The sequence below is a fragment of the Myroides odoratimimus genome (genome assembly GCF_030326305.1).
In the GTDB taxonomy this organism is placed as follows: domain Bacteria; phylum Bacteroidota; class Bacteroidia; order Flavobacteriales; family Flavobacteriaceae; genus Flavobacterium; species Flavobacterium odoratimimum_A.
Genome location: NZ_JACAKB010000013.1, coordinates 1 through 17499 on the forward strand (window position 1 = coordinate 1; position 17499 = coordinate 17499).

At 35.1% G+C, this 17499-nt stretch carries 16 protein-coding genes; 9 read left to right on the plus strand and 7 right to left on the minus strand.

Going from position 1 to position 17499, the window contains the following annotated elements; all coding sequences use genetic code 11:
• The first annotated feature begins 478 nt into the window (after positions 1-478).
• Positions 479-3955, plus strand: a complete 3477-nt coding sequence (locus HX049_RS10610) for an AAA domain-containing protein (protein ID WP_286415780.1) — start codon at positions 479-481, stop codon at positions 3953-3955.
• A gap of 322 nt (positions 3956-4277) precedes the next feature.
• Here HX049_RS10610 and gcvP read toward each other — a convergent pair whose 3' ends face one another.
• Positions 4278-7127 (minus strand): aminomethyl-transferring glycine dehydrogenase, encoded by a 2850-nt coding sequence (gene gcvP / locus HX049_RS10615; protein WP_283840422.1) that lies wholly within the window; start codon positions 7125-7127, stop codon positions 4278-4280.
• A gap of 124 nt (positions 7128-7251) precedes the next feature.
• Here gcvP and HX049_RS10620 point away from each other — a divergent pair, with 124 nt between their 5' ends.
• Entirely contained in the window at positions 7252-8082 is an 831-nt protein-coding gene (locus HX049_RS10620) for a hypothetical protein (protein ID WP_286415781.1), read from the plus strand.
• 23 nt (positions 8083-8105) lie between these two features.
• Here the strand turns inward: HX049_RS10620 and HX049_RS10625 are convergent, their stop codons facing one another.
• Positions 8106-8315 (minus strand): helix-turn-helix domain-containing protein, encoded by a 210-nt coding sequence (locus tag HX049_RS10625; RefSeq protein WP_006259555.1) that lies wholly within the window; start codon positions 8313-8315, stop codon positions 8106-8108.
• A gap of 9 nt (positions 8316-8324) precedes the next feature.
• Complete coding sequence (locus HX049_RS10630; RefSeq protein ID WP_286415782.1) at positions 8325-8936, minus strand: DUF2975 domain-containing protein; 612 nt, start codon at positions 8934-8936, stop codon at positions 8325-8327.
• 294 nt (positions 8937-9230) lie between these two features.
• Between HX049_RS10630 and HX049_RS10635 the strand changes: the two genes are divergently transcribed.
• Positions 9231-10622 (plus strand): leucyl aminopeptidase family protein, encoded by a 1392-nt coding sequence (locus HX049_RS10635; protein WP_286415783.1) that lies wholly within the window; start codon positions 9231-9233, stop codon positions 10620-10622.
• 70 nt (positions 10623-10692) lie between these two features.
• Here HX049_RS10635 and HX049_RS10640 read toward each other — a convergent pair whose 3' ends face one another.
• Positions 10693-11268, minus strand: coding sequence for a hypothetical protein (locus HX049_RS10640; RefSeq protein ID WP_286415784.1), 576 nt, complete (start codon positions 11266-11268; stop codon positions 10693-10695).
• A gap of 125 nt (positions 11269-11393) precedes the next feature.
• Between HX049_RS10640 and HX049_RS10645 the strand changes: the two genes are divergently transcribed.
• Positions 11394-11903, plus strand: a complete 510-nt coding sequence (locus HX049_RS10645; RefSeq protein ID WP_286415785.1) for a GNAT family N-acetyltransferase — start codon at positions 11394-11396, stop codon at positions 11901-11903.
• 36 nt (positions 11904-11939) lie between these two features.
• Here HX049_RS10645 and HX049_RS10650 read toward each other — a convergent pair whose 3' ends face one another.
• The gene (locus tag HX049_RS10650) at positions 11940-12818 is read right to left on the minus strand and encodes a hypothetical protein (RefSeq protein WP_286415786.1); all 879 of its coding nucleotides are present in this window, start codon (positions 12816-12818) and stop codon (positions 11940-11942) included.
• 283 nt (positions 12819-13101) lie between these two features.
• Positions 13102-13998, minus strand: coding sequence for a hypothetical protein (locus HX049_RS10655; protein ID WP_286415787.1), 897 nt, complete (start codon positions 13996-13998; stop codon positions 13102-13104).
• Positions 13999-14188: 190 nt separating this feature from the next.
• On the opposite strand from HX049_RS10655, the gene HX049_RS10660 reads away from it, so the two are divergent.
• The 5 genes from HX049_RS10660 (at position 14189) to HX049_RS10680 (ending at position 16406) form a co-directional block, all read left to right on the plus strand.
• Positions 14189-14734: a HugZ family protein gene (locus HX049_RS10660; RefSeq protein WP_006259546.1), complete on the plus strand. Its 546-nt coding sequence runs from the start codon at positions 14189-14191 to the stop codon at positions 14732-14734.
• Between the two features lie 109 nt (positions 14735-14843).
• On the plus strand, positions 14844-15158 hold the full coding sequence (locus tag HX049_RS10665) for a hypothetical protein (protein ID WP_006259545.1): 315 nt from the start codon (positions 14844-14846) through the stop codon (positions 15156-15158).
• The gene (locus HX049_RS10670) at positions 15155-15544 is read left to right on the plus strand and encodes a hypothetical protein (RefSeq protein ID WP_286415788.1); all 390 of its coding nucleotides are present in this window, start codon (positions 15155-15157) and stop codon (positions 15542-15544) included. The genes HX049_RS10665 and HX049_RS10670 overlap by 4 nt, the downstream gene beginning before the upstream one ends.
• 269 nt (positions 15545-15813) lie before the next feature.
• Entirely contained in the window at positions 15814-15969 is a 156-nt protein-coding gene (locus HX049_RS10675) for a hypothetical protein (protein ID WP_165868438.1), read from the plus strand.
• 83 nt (positions 15970-16052) lie between these two features.
• Positions 16053-16406 carry a hypothetical protein gene (locus HX049_RS10680; RefSeq protein ID WP_041894120.1) on the plus strand — a complete coding sequence of 118 codons (354 nt, stop codon included), beginning with the start codon at positions 16053-16055 and terminating at the stop codon, positions 16404-16406.
• Positions 16407-16586: 180 nt separating this feature from the next.
• On the opposite strand, the gene HX049_RS10685 is transcribed toward HX049_RS10680, so the two are convergent.
• Positions 16587-17483 (minus strand): DMT family transporter, encoded by an 897-nt coding sequence (locus HX049_RS10685; RefSeq protein ID WP_286415789.1) that lies wholly within the window; start codon positions 17481-17483, stop codon positions 16587-16589.
• Positions 17484-17499: the final 16 nt, after the last annotated feature.

Below are 17499 nucleotides of genomic sequence, written 5' to 3' on the forward strand. Positions count from 1 at the left end.
AACGCTCTTTGATTTTTGGTTCTCTTCCCATCTTTTTATGTTTTAAAAACTGTACAGTTTTTTTAGGACGGGTCAACTGATAGGATACTGAAGTGGACTTAGTAGAAAATAGAGGGGTACAGAAGATTGTACTTTCTGACTATATAAACAGATGTTTTACTTAGTAATAAAGGATTTCAGTAAAGAAATCTATTTATAGGATAAAGATACAGTATCTTATGTTGTAATAAGAGGTGATGCAGCTAAATATTTGATTTATTGATGTATTAGTTGTTTTTGCTTTGAATAGTGAATGGTTTTATTGGATATTGTAATTTAAATTTGCTTGAGAGGTTACAATTATAGTTCACAAGTTATTTAAAGTTTTTAAAGAAGAATTGTCTTAGTTAATAGGACAATTCTTTTTTTATGTAGAGGTGGGATATTTTACTAACTGTAAAATCTAGATTATCTTTGACATTTAAAATGGATACTGCACATGCTTGATAATAAATATACTTCCTTATACTTTACCTCATTAGTAGATATTATCAATAATACTGACTTGACTACTCGTGCTAAGTATCGCTTGCTTAGAAATCTACTGGAGAAAATATGTAAGTATGTAGTGAAGGATGAGGTGATCAGTCTTTCTAATCTATTCTCTCGTCTATCCTTTATATGTAATAAGTATAATGCGAGCCGTGTCATTCACAGTTTTAGGATGATTAGTAATGACTTGACTAAGTATGATTCGGCAGAGTTAGAGCTATATCTAGCGACCTACTGGATGGATGTAAATGATTTTATCTCCTATGTATTTCAGGTGCCTGTACCTGATGTGAATAGGTCATACTACCCATTTCCTATTCAGAGATTAGCCTTGAAGCATAATGAGTTTGAGCAGATCATTGATAAGTTGAGGGTTAATGTCTTGAGTATAAAGGATAATTTACTCTTATGTGATGTAGAGAGTGCTGAAGATGGACTGCCTATACGAGTACAGATTAATGAAGAAGGAGTGAATGCTACGTTTAGCTCAATAGAGAAAATATGGAAGGGAGCTACTCTACATTTGATTAATGTAGGGGTAGATGATCAGCAGATATATCATCCGAAGATATTTATTCTAGAGCCAGATTATCTAATAGATGTGTCTGCTATAGCAGAGTGTTTTCAAGACTATGGGACTTCTTCATTGAGCTTTATAAAATCGAAGTTCGATGAGATACCTAATAATAAGTATCTACTCATCGGTAACTTTGCTAATGCTGTCATGGATGAATTAGTAGGAGCAGAGGATGCACATACAGTAGACTTTGATACAGTCTTTGTTCATCACTTTGAGAATTATCCTTTTGAGCATACGGCTTGTTCAGATATCTTAGATATAGAACAGTTTAAGCAATATCGATATGACTGTGAAACTCATTTTAATACGATCAAGAGAGTATATCTAGAAGAGTTCGTACACTATGGTATTACGAATGAGGGAGACATTAATTTAGAGCCAAGTTTTCTATGTAATATTTATGGGGTACAAGGGCGTTTAGACCTTCTTCACAGTATAAAGAAAGATAATCTAAAGACAACTATCGTAGAGCTGAAGTCTGGTGGGACGGTCTATCCTGATGATGGGGTAGGGGTGAAACCTAATCACACTGTACAGCTATATTTATATCACCTCATGCTATCTGTGGTATATGATATACCCTATCGAGAGATAGGAAACGAGAAGTATCTGAGTGGCTTTATTTTTTATAGCAAACCAAGAACTAATAATCTTCGTAAAGATCAGATCAACCTTCGTCGAGTGCAGGCGATATGTGAATTGAGAAATAGAATAGTACTGAATGAACATATCTTAAAGTCAGATGATCTCGATAAAGTAGCGCTGTTACTCCACTATGTAAAAGGGGAGAATATAGTGCGTAACCCTAATCTGAATAACAAGTTTAAGGACATGCTCCATAAGCAGATAGATGTGTTTACGTCTGTGCTAGAGAAGTGTTCAGAGTTAGAGCGTACTTATTTCTATTCTTTTGTCAGCTTTATCGCAAGAGAACAATACATTAGTAAGTTAGGAGCCAGTGACTATGAAGGGAGTCATGGGTTGGCAAGCTTATGGATAGACAGTGCTGAGGTCAAAAAAGATAAGTATAGTATCTTATATGATCTAGAGATTATAGAGAATAAAATCTTCGAAGAAGAGAAGCAGATTACCTTTAGGCGTACATTAGTAGATGACTTTGTCAACTTTAGAAAGGGAGATGTCTGTGTGTTATATCCTCGAGATCATGATACTGATACAGCTGTGAAGCATCAGATATTTAAATGTACGATACAGAGCATTACCAAAGAAGCGGTGACAGTAGTGTTTCGACATAAGCAGAGAGGGATTAACTATTTTAGTCAATATCGCTTATGGGCGCTAGAACGCGACTCTATGGATTCTTCTTTTACAAGTATGTATAAGAGTCTATTTGCGTTTATGAACGCACCTAAGAATAAGAGAGAAGTAATCCTCAATGTGCTACCTCCTAGACAAGGGATAAATTACGGATACTATAAGCCTACTCTTTCTGTAGAACAGAATAGGATATTAAACAATGCGTTGTCAGTAGAAGATTACTTTGTACTAAATGGACCTCCTGGTACCGGTAAGACTTCTCATATTATTAAGGAGCTTGTAGAAGAATTATATACCAATACCAATCAAAATATACTACTTCTAGCCTATACTAATAAGGCTGTGGATGAGCTATGTGGTGCGGTGACGGATGCGCTGGAGCATGTATCTGCCATAGATAAGTTTGTGCGTATAGGTAGCCCGTTATCTAGTAGTCAGAAATATGCTGATCATCTAGTCAGCACGATTATTAAACGTGAGAGTGAGGCGTTAGAGAAATCGGGTAGGCGATTTACTAGAAATGTTCTGTCTAATATTATACGTAATAATAGAGTGTTTCTGTCTACAGTAGCTACTATGTCTAGTAAGAATGATGTGTTCAAGTTAAAGAAATTCGATACAGTTATCATAGATGAGGCTTCTCAGATATTAGAACCTCAGATTATAGGGTTATTGCCTAAGTGTAAAAGGTTTATTATGATCGGTGATCACAAACAGCTTCCGGCGATAGTGGTACAGAGTGATACATTGTCTAAGACTAATAATCCTCTGCTAGAACAGATCGGGTTAGCAGATAGGCGCAATTCATTATTCGAACGGTTATATAACTTCTGTGAGCTGAATAAATTAGATTATGCACATGATACATTGACATATCAAGGGCGTATGCATAGAGAGATAGCAGCATTTCCTAATATAGCATTCTATGAAGGCAAACTAAAAGAGGCTTATACATTAGAGAACTTAACTACAGTAGCTAAAAGTAATCTAGAGAGACAAGTAGCTCCGTTAGACTTAAAGCCTGTAGCTAGTGATCCACTAAGTGCAATATTGGCACAGAGGAGAGTGATCTTTGTCAATGTGGAAGAACACCATGCAGGACAACAGAAGAAAACGAGTGAGAAAGAAGCTGATTTTGTTGTCTGTCTATTACAGAAGATTGAGCAACTTAATCTACTAAACGGTGATAGTACAGACTTGACAAAACGCGTGGGAATTATAGCTCCGTTTAAGAATCAGATAGCACTGATTAAAAATAAGCTAGAAGGAAGTGATATACTAAATGCAGGAGATATAGTAGTAGATACGGTAGAGCGCTTTCAGGGAGGGCAGAGAGATATTATTATTTATTCGTTTACGATTAATGAAGTACTTCAGTTAGACGGGGTAGTGAGTCTTAATGATGATCAGTCAGTAGACCGTAAGTTAAATGTGGCTCTGACTCGTGCAAAAGAGCAAATGATTATTTTAGGCAATGCTGAGGTGCTTAGTTATAATAGTATATATAAAGAGCTGATCACTCATATTAAAGAACAAGGCGGTTACTTCGAATACGATAGTTTATAGTTAACAACATTGTTAGTAACTATGTTGATAACCCTGTTAATAAGAGTTGTTTAGTTATTGAAAATGTTGATAACTATAGAAGATGATTATTCTTTATAATTACTATTTGTTTTATAACTTATTGTATTAGTGCGGTTTGTTTGTTTTTTAAAGTTAAGATTATCACTGTATATAATGTGGATAAGATGAATTATAGTTATTAACAATATTGTTGATAACTATAGAAGTACGACATAGTAACTTGGGTCAAAAAGGACATAGTAGAGCATAAAAAAACGCCATCGTAATGATGGCGTTTTCTGTATAGATAAATCAGTTAAGATTAGTTCTCCATATAAACTTCGATAGGAGCACAAGAACAAATTAAGTTTCTGTCACCGTAAGCATCGTCAATACGACGTACAGTAGGCCATAATTTGTTTTCAGCTACATAAGGAAGTGGGTAAGCCGCTTTCTGTCTTGAGTATGGAAGATCCCAGTTATCAGCAGTTAATAATGCTAATGTGTGAGGAGCATTCTTAAGCTCGTTCACAGGATTTTCGATAGTTGCATTCTCAATTTCTTGACGGATAGAAGCCATAGCATCACAGAATCTATCAAGTTCTTCTTTGCTCTCACTTTCTGTTGGTTCGATCATTAATGTACCAGCTACTGGGAAAGAAACTGTAGGAGCGTGGAAACCGTAGTCGATAAGACGTTTAGCGATATCTGTTACCTCGATACCTTTTTCTTTAAACTCACGTACGTCTACGATCATCTCGTGTGCAGCACGTCCTTTCTCACCTGTATAAAGGATAGCGTAGTGCTCCTCTAAACGAGATTTCATGTAGTTAGCATTTAAGATCGCTTGTTGTGTTACTTTCTTAAGACCCTCAGTTCCTAACATAGCGATGTAACCGTAAGAGATTAGACATACTAATGCAGACCCGTAAGGAGCAGCAGAGATAGCAGTGATTCCTTTCTCTCCACCTACCTTAACGATAGGGTTAGTAGGTAAGAATGGTACTAAGTGCTCAGCCACACAGATAGGTCCTACACCAGGCCCACCACCTCCGTGAGGAATAGCGAAAGTCTTGTGTAAGTTTAAGTGACATACATCAGCCCCGATATTAGCAGGGTTAGTGATAGCTACCTGTGCATTCATATTAGCACCATCCATATATACTTGTCCTCCGTTATCGTGGATGATTTGAGTAATCTCCATGATAGCAGACTCATATACACCATGTGTAGATGGGTAAGTCACCATAAGACAAGATAAGTTATCTTTATATTGTTCAGCTTTAGCTTTTAAGTCAGCCACGTCGATATTCCCTTCAGGTGTAGTTTTAGTTACGACTACTTTCATACCAGCCATAGCAGCAGAAGCAGGGTTAGTACCGTGTGCAGAAGCAGGAATAAGTGCGATATCACGTTGGAAGTCACCTCTAGAGTGGTGGTATGCACGGATAGCCATAAGACCAGCGTACTCTCCTTGAGCTCCAGAGTTTGGTTGTAATGTAGTACCAGCAAAACCAGTAATCACATTTAACTTCTCTTCTAATCCGTGTAGCATCTCTAAGTATCCTTGTGCTTGATCAGCAGGTACGAATGGGTGAACGTTGTTCCACTGTGCATTACTCAATGGTAACATCTCAGCAGCAGCATTCAATTTCATTGTACAAGACCCCAAAGAGATCATAGAGTGGTTAAGAGCTAAGTCTTTACGCTCTAATTTTTTGATATAACGCATTAATTCAGTCTCAGAGTGGTAGCTGTTAAATGCAGCGTGCTCTAAGAACTTAGAAGTACGTTTTAGTTTATCTTGGTATTTAATTTCAGTGCTTAATGCAGTTACTTCTGTAGCTGTCTTACCAGTAGCTTGAGCGAATACATTAACAATAGCATTGATGTCAGCTAATTCTACAGTCTCGTTTAATGAAATAGAGATAGTGTTAGCATCGATATAGTTAAAGTTAATAGAATTAGCTTCAGCGATAGGTTTCACTTTAGCAGCATCCGCTTTCACTAAGATTGTATCAAAGAAGTTAGCATTAAGTTGTTCAATACCTAATTTACCTAATTCAGTAGCTACAGTTACTGCTTTTGCATGGATTAAAGAAGCGATGTTAGTCAATCCTTTAGGTCCGTGGTAAACAGCGTAGAAACTAGCCATAACAGCTAATAATACTTGAGCAGTACAGATATTAGAAGTAGCCTTCTCACGTTTGATGTGTTGCTCACGAGTTTGTAGAGCCATACGTAGAGCGAAGTTACCATCAGCATCTTTAGATACTCCGATGATACGACCTGGCATACTACGCTTATATTCTTCTTTAGTAGCGAAGAAGGCAGCGTGAGGACCTCCGAATCCTAATGGAATACCAAAACGTTGAGTAGTACCTACTACTACGTCAGCACCCATTTCTCCTGGAGGTGTTAATAATACTAGAGACATGATATCAGCAGCTACAGCTACTTTAATGTCTTTTGCTTTTGCTTGGTTGATAAAGTCAGCATAGTCAGCTACGATACCGTGTTTACCAGGGTATTGTAAGATAGCACCGAAGAATTCTTCTGAGAAGTCAAAATCTTCGTGGTTACCTACTACTAACTCTACACCAAATGGAGTAGCACGAGTCTGTAATACTGATAAAGTCTGTGGTAAGATTTCTTCAGAAACGAAGAATTTTACTACGTTATTTTTCTTTTGATCTCTTGTTCTTACGTCGAATAATAAGATCATAGCTTCAGCAGCTGCAGTTGATTCATCTAATAGAGAAGCATTTGCAATCTCCATACCAGAAAGCTCGATAACAGTAGTTTGGAAGTTTAATAAAGCTTCTAAACGACCTTGAGCTACTTCAGCTTGGTAAGGAGTATAAGCTGTATACCATCCTGGGTTTTCAAATACGTTACGGATAATAGCAGCAGGAACTACTGCCTCATTATATCCTAAACCAATGAAAGAACGGAATATTTTATTTTTGTTTCCTAATGCTTGAATGTGAGATAAGTACTCATACTCAGTCATTGCAGGAGCAAGGTTTAAGTCTTCTTTAAGACGGATTGCGTCTGGAAAAGTTTCGTTGATTAATTGTTCAATGCTATCAGCTTTCACTGTTTTAAGCATCTCTGCCATATCCTCAGGACGAGGACCAATGTGTCTTAATGCAAATGCGTTTGTTTTCATTTGGACAATAAATAAAAGTTGTGTTTAATCACACAAAAATAACCATTAATCTGACAATTGTATCTTTATATCGATTAATTTTGAAAAGTGATTACGCATTGCGCTTGTTAGATTGATAATTAATATGGATTTGTTAAAAAACAGAATAGTTGCTCTTTATTTAAACGGAAGTGTTCACGTTTCCTTAGCAGTATTTGCTTTGGTACAAATGACATTTTATTTCTGTCACCTTCCATTTGATGCAGCTGTGTCTGTTTTGGCTTTTACAGGAACACTTTTTTCTTATAATTTCATTAAGTATGCAGAGGTAGTCTATAGACATAAAACTCCATTTACGCTTCGGTTAAAGGTCATTATAGGGATAAGTATTATCGCGTTGCTTATAGGTACTATGGCTTTCTTTATGTTGAATTGGAAGGCACAGTTGGTCACTTTGAGCTTATTGGTGTTGTCAGTTTTATACGCCATACCTATTAGTAGCAATAGAAGTAATCTGCGCAACCTGGCAGGGCTTAAAGTGTATATTGTCTGTCTGTGTTGGGCTACTGTAACGCTTATAGTACCGGTGATGAATGCTGATATACCAGTCAGTTGGGATATTGTAATCAAGTTTATACAGCGTTTTATTTTAGTGTTTATTCTAATCGGGATATTCGAAGTTGTTGATTTACAATACGACGACAAGTATTTAAAGACCTTACCTCAAATGCTTGGAATAGCTAATACCAAGTGGTTGTTGGGATTGTTACTAATTCCTTTTTATGTAATCGAATTTTTTAAGGTGGGCTATCAGCCTATACAAGCGTGGAATAACTTATTGATCGTTCTTCTTACGCTGTTCTTTATTTATTATGCATCTCCTAAACGCACCAAATTCTTTACGCTATTTTGGGTAGAGAGTGTGCCTATTGTTTGGTGGTTAATTGTTGTGGTTCAGGGAAATGCTAGTTTATAAGAATAAAAAAGACCAAGCAGTGCTCAGTCTTCATTTACATATTCTAGTATATCAGCTGGTTGACAATCTAACTCTTTACAGATTGCCTCCAATGTACTAAAGCGTATGGCTTTCGCCTTATTGGTCTTGAGTATGGATAGATTACTCACAGTGATACCTACACGCTCAGCCAACTCATTAAGCGATATCTTTCGCTTAGCCATCATGACATCAAGGTTTACTATTATTGGCATATCGTGGGGTTATATGGTTAGATCTGCATCTTCTTTTAGACGCAAATGTTGTTTCAATACTTCTACAATCATCAGCAAAATTAAGGGAATAAAGAATAAGGAAAAATTATATTCTTGCTTACTAAGTGTAAGATTATAGTATGCAGCAATTTTCTGATCGTATAGATTACTACACCATATAAGAATATTTTCGATTATTGCATAAGCTAGATGCGCATAACCTAAAAAGCGCAAACGCTTTATTTGATTGTTGTTTACTATACTCCCTTTGTATAAATCCTTAAAGAACTTATACAGAATAATAAACATTATAGGTATTAGTAATGTGAATACAAACATTAGAATGCCTATAGGAATACTTAAATAATTGGGGTGTTTATCTGTGGTTTCTATCTTTACTTTTTCAGTAGATTCTCCTTTTGTAATAAAGGTATTGGCATTAGGTTTTATTACAACCTCACCTTCTTTATTCGGTATCTCTACTTTAAGACTATATATTTTAGTTCCATGTAAAGCAGAGTTATTTCCATCTTTAAAGCCTTCATTAAAGTCCTTTATATGGGAAGTAAATGATAGGGCATAAATAATTAGAAATAGAATAGTTAATAACCTTAGTTTCATAATCTAGGTTTAGAATAATACATTTATTAATCGTTCGCATAACGCTACTAAAAGCATAGCCCAATGGATTAGTAATTTTATCATCGTTAGTAATTTAGTTGGTTAATAGTGATTCAAAAGTATATTTTATTTTTTATAAAACAAAGAATATTTGTTGTTATTCGATAAATACTTGTCTCAAAACGTCAAAAATATCTTTTTTGGATACATGGAGATTATAGCAGAGTTTTAAGAAAAGCTCTTTTTTAGTTGTGTCTAAAAATGTTATATTTGCAGTAATATAAAAAGACAAAGATGATACAACTAGTAAATAACATGAAAGAAAACGGGAACGTTGTTTTCGTTTTAAGTAGTGAGAACAAAGGAATTATTGAGGTTCCTGCATTCTTAAATGATTTCGTAAAAGCATTTGAAGAAGGAAAAAAAGAAGAGGACTTTGCTAAAGTAGGAAGTCAGTATTTCTTTTTCGTAAAAGAGAATGAGAACTTAGAAAAAATGCGTTTGGCAGGTAATAGCGTTCGCAAACAATTAGATAAAAAAGCTGACAACCTTACTATCGTTGGTAATGGTGCTTCTACATTAGCTTTAGTAGAAGGATTTATGTTGTCAAATTACCAATTCTTAAAGTACTTCAAAGAAGCAGAAGAAATGAAGTACGCTTTAGTAGGTGTTGAGGTAAAAGGAGATTTCACAGCTAAACAAATCAGTGATTTAAACAACACTGTAAAAGCTGTGTATTGGGCTCGTACAATGGTAAACGAACCTGTAAACTTCTTAAATGCTACTCAACTAGCAAATGAAATAGAAGCTTTAGGTAAAGAGGCTAACTTCTCAGTGAAAGTATTAGGTCGCAAAGAGATTGAAGACTTAAAGATGGGTGGTTTATTAGCTGTTAATAAAGGATCTATCGATCAACCTACTTTTACTATTATGGAGTACAAACCAGCTAATCCAATCAATAAAAAGCCTATCGTATTAGTAGGTAAAGGAGTAGTGTATGATACAGGAGGTTTAAGCTTAAAACCAACTGCAGGTTCTATGGACTCTATGAAGAGTGATATGGGAGGTGCAGCATGTATGGCAGGTACTATTTATGCCGCAGCTTTAAATGAAGTGAATGTTCACGTTATCGGATTAGTTCCTGCTACAGATAACCGTCCTGGAGGAAATGCTTATGCTCCTGGTGATGTGATCACTATGTATGATGGTACGACTATCGAGGTGCTAAACACAGATGCTGAAGGACGTATGATCTTAGCAGATGCTATTGCTTATGCTACTCAGTATGACCCAGAGGTTATTATTGATGCAGCTACACTTACAGGTGCAGCTTTAGTAGTAGCTGGAGATATGGCATCTTGTATTATGGGGAATGATGAGCAGACTATCGATGCTATCATCAAATCAGGATACAACGTACACGAGCGTTTAGCTAAGTTACCTTTCTGGGATGACTATAAAGACTTGTTGAAATCTAACGTAGCAGATATGAAGAATATCGGAGGGCGTTTTGCAGGTACTATCACAGCAGGTAAGTTCTTAGAGCACTTCGCTAAAGCACCTTATGTACACATGGATATCGCAGGTCCAGCTTGGATGGATGCTCCTAGAGATTATAAAGGGAATGGTGGTACAGGAAGTGGAGTACGTACTTTAGTTGACTTCTTGACTAACTACAAAGGATAATATCTAATCAGGATATAAAGTAAAAGGCGTTCGAAAGAACGCCTTTTACTTTATAACTTAAATCACAGTATTATTTTAATCGTTGATATGTTTCAAATGCATTAACATGCATCTTTGTATCAACAACGTATAAGATAAGGGTGTTCTCGGAAAACTCTTTAATTTTAACTGTTCTGTTTGGATGGTAATGCTGTGATCCACTTCCATCATATGTTATTTTGATATATCCTCCAGAATTCACTAAATACTTTCCTCTATAAGTTTCATATGTACATTTATTTACTTCATCGTCATTTGAATTTTGTTTATTCTGTTCTAGACAATAAATGTATACTTGTTTATCGTATTGCAATTGAAAAACAAGAAGACTTGAACCTGTAAAATGAAGAGTAGAATAGAACTCTTCTGATTCATTAACATAAGGCGTTTCTGTGTCAGTAAGTGTAATATTTTCTCCTGTTTCGACATCAGTAAGTTTTATGAGTTCCCATTTTCCAGTTATCTTTTTATGTATTTTATCTGGAGACATTAGTGATATTTCTTCTTCAGTTATTGTTTTATTTGTAATTGAATTGTCATCAGAGGAACAGCTTACTGCAAACATACCTACTAAGCATAGTGCTATTATTCTTAAATTATTTTTCATAGTTAAGTTTTTTTAACAAAATTACTTAAAATATTGTTATTGTCAAGTGATTGATAATTATTGTATGGAAAGCTTGAATTCAGTGCATTTATCATATTTTTGTTGCCTTATAAAAAATTATAACAATGAATAACTTAGCAGAAACAACCACTTTTATACCAGTAGATAAAAGTAATATACACTTAATTCTTCCTTTGGCAGAGAAGATATGGGAGGATACTTATCTTCATATTATCGGACAAGAACAGATAGACTATATGCTACCAATGATGTATAGTGATGAGCGTATATTAGGTGAACTAAAAGATGGGTATCAATGGGAACTGTTAATGCAAGGAGATGAACTGTTAGGATATACAGATTATAAACTAATGCCTGATAATAGAGTATTCCTTTCTAAACTATATTCTAATGTATATAAGCAGGTAAAGGGATTAGGGGTATTTATGTTTGAGCATGTAGTAGAGTATGCTAAACGAGAGGGAGCTACTGCGGTATATCTTACTGTGAATAAAAATAACCAACGTGCTATAGACTTCTATATCCGCAATAATATGAAGTGTATAGAGTCTAAGACTTTTGATATCGGACAGGGATATGTAATGGATGATTATATCTATCAGTTAGATTTATAATAACAAAAAAGGTTAGCCATTGGCTAACCTTTTTTGTTATAACATCAGTTCTATTACTCTATAAGTGAATTCATATTCATAAATACTAGGTTGCTCGTTAGGCATAGACTTGACTACTGTTTTTACCTTAGCAGTCAGTGGTAGGTCTTGAGCATTATAAGTGTACTCTATCGTAGTTAGAAGATCGCTATTCTCTATTTTAACGACATTGTTTTGTTGGCTATAATTAGTATACATCAGTTCATTAGCACTAAGGTAGTTTGACACATTATAAGCATAAGGCAAATAAGCAAATGGGTAGTTTTTTTGGTCATAAGTATAGATTGTCTTATAGCTATCTAGGTTGATTAACTTTAGATTGTTATTAGGATCATAGATAAAGTCGGTTACTTCAGGATCAGAATACTGTGGCTTAGAAGATATCTCTATAGAACCAGGCAAGTCTAGTCTATTATAGACTATCTTACTTACTCTAGACTCGTCATAGTATAAATCCTTAAACTCTGTGTACTGCAGTATCTTGTTGTCATATACTAGGTCTAAGCTCATTTTATTCTCTCCATAGATGACCTTGCGCAGTAGATTATTCTCATCTAACTCCATTGTAGCATTGAAGGAACTAGTAGGTGCTCCATTCTCTACTAAGTAAGATTCTACGGAAGTCAGTTGACCTAAATCATTATAATTAAAGTCATATTTAGTGATAGATACCTCTGTACTAGAAGTTATTCCATCTACTACATTCACATTATCGATAAGGGTTGAGCTATCTACTGGGACATAGTTCTTCTCAACAACTTGGCTCACTACAGTCAGCTTCTTTATTTGTGCGTTTGGACTTACCTTTTCTGTAGAGTAACTATTCATACTTCCAAGAAGGAATAATAATGACATTAATAGTAGATTTCTTCTCATTTCTTTTCAGGGTTATTAATTACTGAGATATAGGGTTTAAGTATACTCTTCTAGAAGAACCCAAAATCAAAAAGCCAAGCACTATCGTATAAACCTCTTTATAGTACTAATCGTTTTGGACTAGTAGAGGCCACTCTTTTTGGTTGAGTATATCTATCTATACTTTTAGATAAAGTTAATGTTTTAACATATAACTACATCAATTTTCTAATTCTAATTTTAGTATAGCTAGTTTTATCGCGTTATAATATGGTTAGATAGCTAGTATTAATAAGCTATTAGTCTATTTTCTTTTCTTGTTTTTTAGACGGGTTACCTCTAGTTCTTTATAATAAAATTCATACTCACATGTCACTCTACTATCTTGAGCATTTGTTTTGGATGTTTTTTTAACTCTAGCTGTGATCGGTAGGTTCTCTGTGTTATACGTATAATCTATCGTAGTGATGTGTTCATCATCTTCGAACTCCACAATGTTGTTTTTAGGAGCATATGTAGTAAAGGTCAGCCAGTCTATAGACATATAGTAGAATGGATTATAGTAATATGGTTGCCCTTCTAGCATATATCGCTTATCATCATACCTAAAAGAGAATACTTCTAGAGGATTCTTATAGGTACGCACATTTTGATTAAGGTCATACGTGAAGTCAAGATTGATGACTTCATTAGGTTTGCTTTCATTACCTAATCGAGCATGTACAGGCAACTGATGCTTATCATATGTAAATGTATTAACGACTAGCTCTTTAAACTCTGGTTCATAATGTGTGATTTGATGAAGGATATTGTCTTTATAAACAGTTTTTAACTTATCAGTATCTTCATCTAGTGATATGGTTGTCAATTGTTTTTTATCATTTAGTACTACTCCTAAGTTAGAGGGGTTAGTCGTTTTTCCATTGATGATATTACTAGAATACGTATTGACTAGTTGACCATATTCATCATAGGTAAATAAGAAGTTGCGTACTTCTGTCTCTGTATTCTCTTTATCTTTATTTAAGGTATTTGATTTTCCATCTGCATAAGTTTCTGTGATTAGTAAGTAACTTTTTTCTACAGCATGGTCTAATACTGTTGTTTTAAATGTTTTCCCTTTTCGCTTTGTAGTAGAATTAAAACTACCACAATTCATTAATAGTAATAATAGTGGTGCTATTAAAAGTGTTCTTTTCATTGTTGTCTTGACTAGGCGATAAAAATACAATTATTTTTATACACACGCTTCTATGGGATTTATTTAAACCTAGTACGGATAGTTGGTGTATTTATTTGTGTCTTTATGGTATAATGTTGTTAAAGCTACTTTCTTATTCTTATTTAGTTTAAATAATTTATTATCTTCGCTTCATTAAAATTTATAAGAGATGAGTACAGATACAATAAACCCAAATTTCGATCAGCATAAAGTAAAGCCTAAAGCTCCTAAAATCGAAGAATTAATCAATGAGTGTAAGTCAGTAATGATGGCTACTATCAGCGAGGACGGAACACCATTAGTAAGTACAGCTCCTTATTCTAGAGTAGGAAATGAGTTTCAGATATTAGTTTCTTTTATGGCAAAACATACAAAGAACTTACGTGACCGCAAGCAAGTATCATTCATGTTTGTAGAAGATGAGAGCGTATCTAAACAATTATATGCTAGACACCGTTTAACTTTAGATACTCAAGCAGAGTTAATCGAGAAAGAAAATCCATTATACGAGAAAGCAATCGCTGACTTAAGAGAAAGACATGGTAAGGTAGTAGAAGTATTAGATAACTTAGAAGACTTCATCATGTTTAACTTTAAGCCAGTTAAAGGTTCTTATGTGAACGGATTCGGTAGTGCATACTTCGTAGATGAGAATCTAGAAGTGATGGAACACAGAAGAGGTGCTCATGGACAACATAACGTAGATCAAAAGTAATAACTATATTTTTATTAACGGAAGAAGCCTTTATTTCCTTATTGGAGTAAAGGCTTTTTTTATTGTACTATAAAATAGTAGTTTTGAAGACAGAAGATTATTTTGATTTATGACTAAAGGACAAGTACATATTCGCTGTTCTAAATGCGGAACATTTAATGTAGATACAGATAACTGTATATCATGTGGACATGCATTGAATATGGTACAGCAACGTGAAGAAGAACGCAAGCACCTAGAACGCGAACGCATCGCTAAGGCATTAGCCGAAGAGCCTTCTGCTATAGAGAAGTTTTTACTCCGTATGACGAAGCATCCGTGGCTGCTAGTACGTTTGTTTTTTAAGCTAGTCTATGGCGTTTGGTTTACTGTGATGGCAGTGACTATGTTTATAGCTTGGCTAATCGGGATGATAGTAGCATGAGTGTATTGAAGCATTGGACTTTTATCACTATGCTAGTAGTGGGGGGAGCTATCTATACAGCACAGCGGCTGGAGGTAGCGTTACCATCCTTTATTAATAATTATGTCAACGATATCCTATCTATTCCGCTTACGATGGCAGTAATATTAATTATTCTACGCCTGTGGAAAGGGTGTACCTATCAGTTATCTCCTCTGATGATCGCTAGTGTAGTTTTGTATTATGCTTTTTACTTTGAATATTACCTTCCTCAGCACACCTCTCGTTATACAGCAGATCTATATGATATAGGCTGTTATATCATAGGAGGTATCCTCTTTTATCTCTTACAACAGTATGTGTGGAGCGCGCATAACTCCCTTAAGAAGAAAGTATCAGGTAAATAAATAGCTGTACTTTTTTTGTTTTTATCTATTTAAGAGCTGTTTTTTCTCTCTTTTTAGCAGTTTTGAACTGGTTTTTTTTAAGCACATCCCTTTTTTTGACGTTTTTAGGTAGTTAATAGAAAAAAGCTGTATATATTTTTTGATTAGTGTTTTTTTGTTAATAGATTGATATTTAGCTATTTATTTGTTTTAAGTATGAGTTTGCTATTGTTCTATATCTAGCTTAAAGCCAGTATTCATGGAGTTTTATCGCAAATTGTTCGACAATAGTGGGACAATACACCGAGAATGGTGGAGCTAAGAGATTGTTTGTCGAAGGAATATCCTTTTATACTCCACGTATTCTTCATGTATTGGCTCTTTACACGGTGATGAGTTATTTTGAAGATTTGAGTTTTAATTACAGAGAAGATTCAGGAGGATAAGGCAAAAAATGAAAAAAACGATACCTTTGTACTTCCACTGAGATAGCGTTGTCTAGAAGGTGTTATAACAATTAAAGCGCAGTATGATTACAGTATTTTATACAGATTATTATGAGAATCTATCTGAAGAGAATCTAGAGCTAACACTAGAAGAATGTATCGAGATATTCTCAGAGACGATAGATTTAGTGGATAACTTCGTCGGTATTACAGTAGGTGCACACACGATGCAGTTTCACTGTGATGAAGACCGTATCTTAGTAGAGGTGTTAAATCCTCCTACATTAGTCAATCCGCAGATGTATGCTGATAAAGCACAATGCTTAGCCATCATTAAAGATATTTATGCAAAACAGCAACTGTTCGTCTATCCGCAGATGAAGCTAGTAGATGTACGCAAAGAGAGTCTTGATGATGTATTAGAAAGAGAAGCTTAATAGACAAGAATAGAAAAGCCTGCTAGACAACCTAGCAGGCTTTTTTTGTGAAATCTTTTTTTGTGAAGGTGTGAAATTGTTTAGTTTATTATATCAATACATAGTTTGTCACATCATCTAAGTACCTTATGCCCATAGGGCAAGACTGTTAACCGTTAACTGATAACTGTAAACCAATTACTATTTCTTCTGATTAGCGATAATAACTAAGGTTACAGCACCCAATACGAATAGTAGACCTATAGCAGACATCCAATCGAAGTGCTCTGCAAAGAATAAGGTACCTACTAGTACTGCTACTACTGGCTCCATAGACCCTAAGATAGAGGTGACAGTACTACCTGCGTGCTTCACTGCTAGTACTAGACATAGGTCAGAAATGAAGGTAGCGAATACTCCCAATAATATAAGATTAATCCAGTCACTCGTAAGGGTTACCGTCTGTATTCCTGTGGTGAAAAGACAGTAGAATAAGAAGATTAAACACCCCATTAATAATACATAGAAGGTCAATGAATCAAAGTTCATCTCTGATATTCTAGATTTATTTAAGCCTACGATATACAGTCCATAGGTGAATATCGTCAGAGCAGAGAGTACTAATCCTGTGATCAGTGAAGGTGAAGCCTCACCGTGTATACACATCATACCCACTCCCACTAGTGATAGTATAGACGCTACTAAGAGTGCGATAGACTTCTTCTCTTTATAGAACATAATCATGACGATACTGACGAATATAGGGTATAAGAAGTGTACAGTAGTGGCTAGACCACTATCTATATACTCATACGCATCGACTAAGAATTTGGCTGTTGCGGCATACAATAACGCCAAGAAAAAGACGACTGCTAGATCTTTAATAGAAATTTTTAAGCTTGTTTTTTTGTACAAACATACTGCGCCCATAGTCACAGATGAAAATAAGAATCGATAAAATAGAATGGTCGGTATGCCTATAGCAGCCACTCCTTCTGGTCGCAAGTTCGGCAGTATCAATGGTAAGGAGAACAAAGGCACCAAACCAAATGTACCCGAAGAAATCAATGCGAATAGAATTCCTTTAAGGTTTTTCATTGTTTTAAAAATTTTT

What these genes read in the sequence shown, in the direction of transcription:
- HX049_RS10660 (WP_006259546.1), top strand. Translation starts at nt 14,189, where the DNA reads ATGAGTACAGATACAATAAACCCAAATTTCGATCAGCATAAAGTAAAG.
- gcvP (WP_283840422.1), bottom strand. Translation starts at nt 7,127, where the DNA reads ATGAAAACAAACGCATTTGCATTAAGACACATTGGTCCTCGTCCTGAG.
- HX049_RS10610 (WP_286415780.1), top strand. Translation starts at nt 479, where the DNA reads ATGCTTGATAATAAATATACTTCCTTATACTTTACCTCATTAGTAGAT.
- HX049_RS10640 (WP_286415784.1), bottom strand. Translation starts at nt 11,268, where the DNA reads ATGAAAAATAATTTAAGAATAATAGCACTATGCTTAGTAGGTATGTTT.
- HX049_RS10620 (WP_286415781.1), top strand. Translation starts at nt 7,252, where the DNA reads ATGGATTTGTTAAAAAACAGAATAGTTGCTCTTTATTTAAACGGAAGT.
- HX049_RS10670 (WP_286415788.1), top strand. Translation starts at nt 15,155, where the DNA reads ATGAGTGTATTGAAGCATTGGACTTTTATCACTATGCTAGTAGTGGGG.
- HX049_RS10685 (WP_286415789.1), bottom strand. Translation starts at nt 17,483, where the DNA reads ATGAAAAACCTTAAAGGAATTCTATTCGCATTGATTTCTTCGGGTACA.
- HX049_RS10630 (WP_286415782.1), bottom strand. Translation starts at nt 8,936, where the DNA reads ATGAAACTAAGGTTATTAACTATTCTATTTCTAATTATTTATGCCCTA.
- HX049_RS10635 (WP_286415783.1), top strand. Translation starts at nt 9,231, where the DNA reads ATGATACAACTAGTAAATAACATGAAAGAAAACGGGAACGTTGTTTTC.
- HX049_RS10625 (WP_006259555.1), bottom strand. Translation starts at nt 8,315, where the DNA reads ATGCCAATAATAGTAAACCTTGATGTCATGATGGCTAAGCGAAAGATA.
- HX049_RS10665 (WP_006259545.1), top strand. Translation starts at nt 14,844, where the DNA reads ATGACTAAAGGACAAGTACATATTCGCTGTTCTAAATGCGGAACATTT.
- HX049_RS10650 (WP_286415786.1), bottom strand. Translation starts at nt 12,818, where the DNA reads ATGAGAAGAAATCTACTATTAATGTCATTATTATTCCTTCTTGGAAGT.
- HX049_RS10655 (WP_286415787.1), bottom strand. Translation starts at nt 13,998, where the DNA reads ATGAAAAGAACACTTTTAATAGCACCACTATTATTACTATTAATGAAT.
- HX049_RS10645 (WP_286415785.1), top strand. Translation starts at nt 11,394, where the DNA reads ATGAATAACTTAGCAGAAACAACCACTTTTATACCAGTAGATAAAAGT.
- HX049_RS10680 (WP_041894120.1), top strand. Translation starts at nt 16,053, where the DNA reads ATGATTACAGTATTTTATACAGATTATTATGAGAATCTATCTGAAGAG.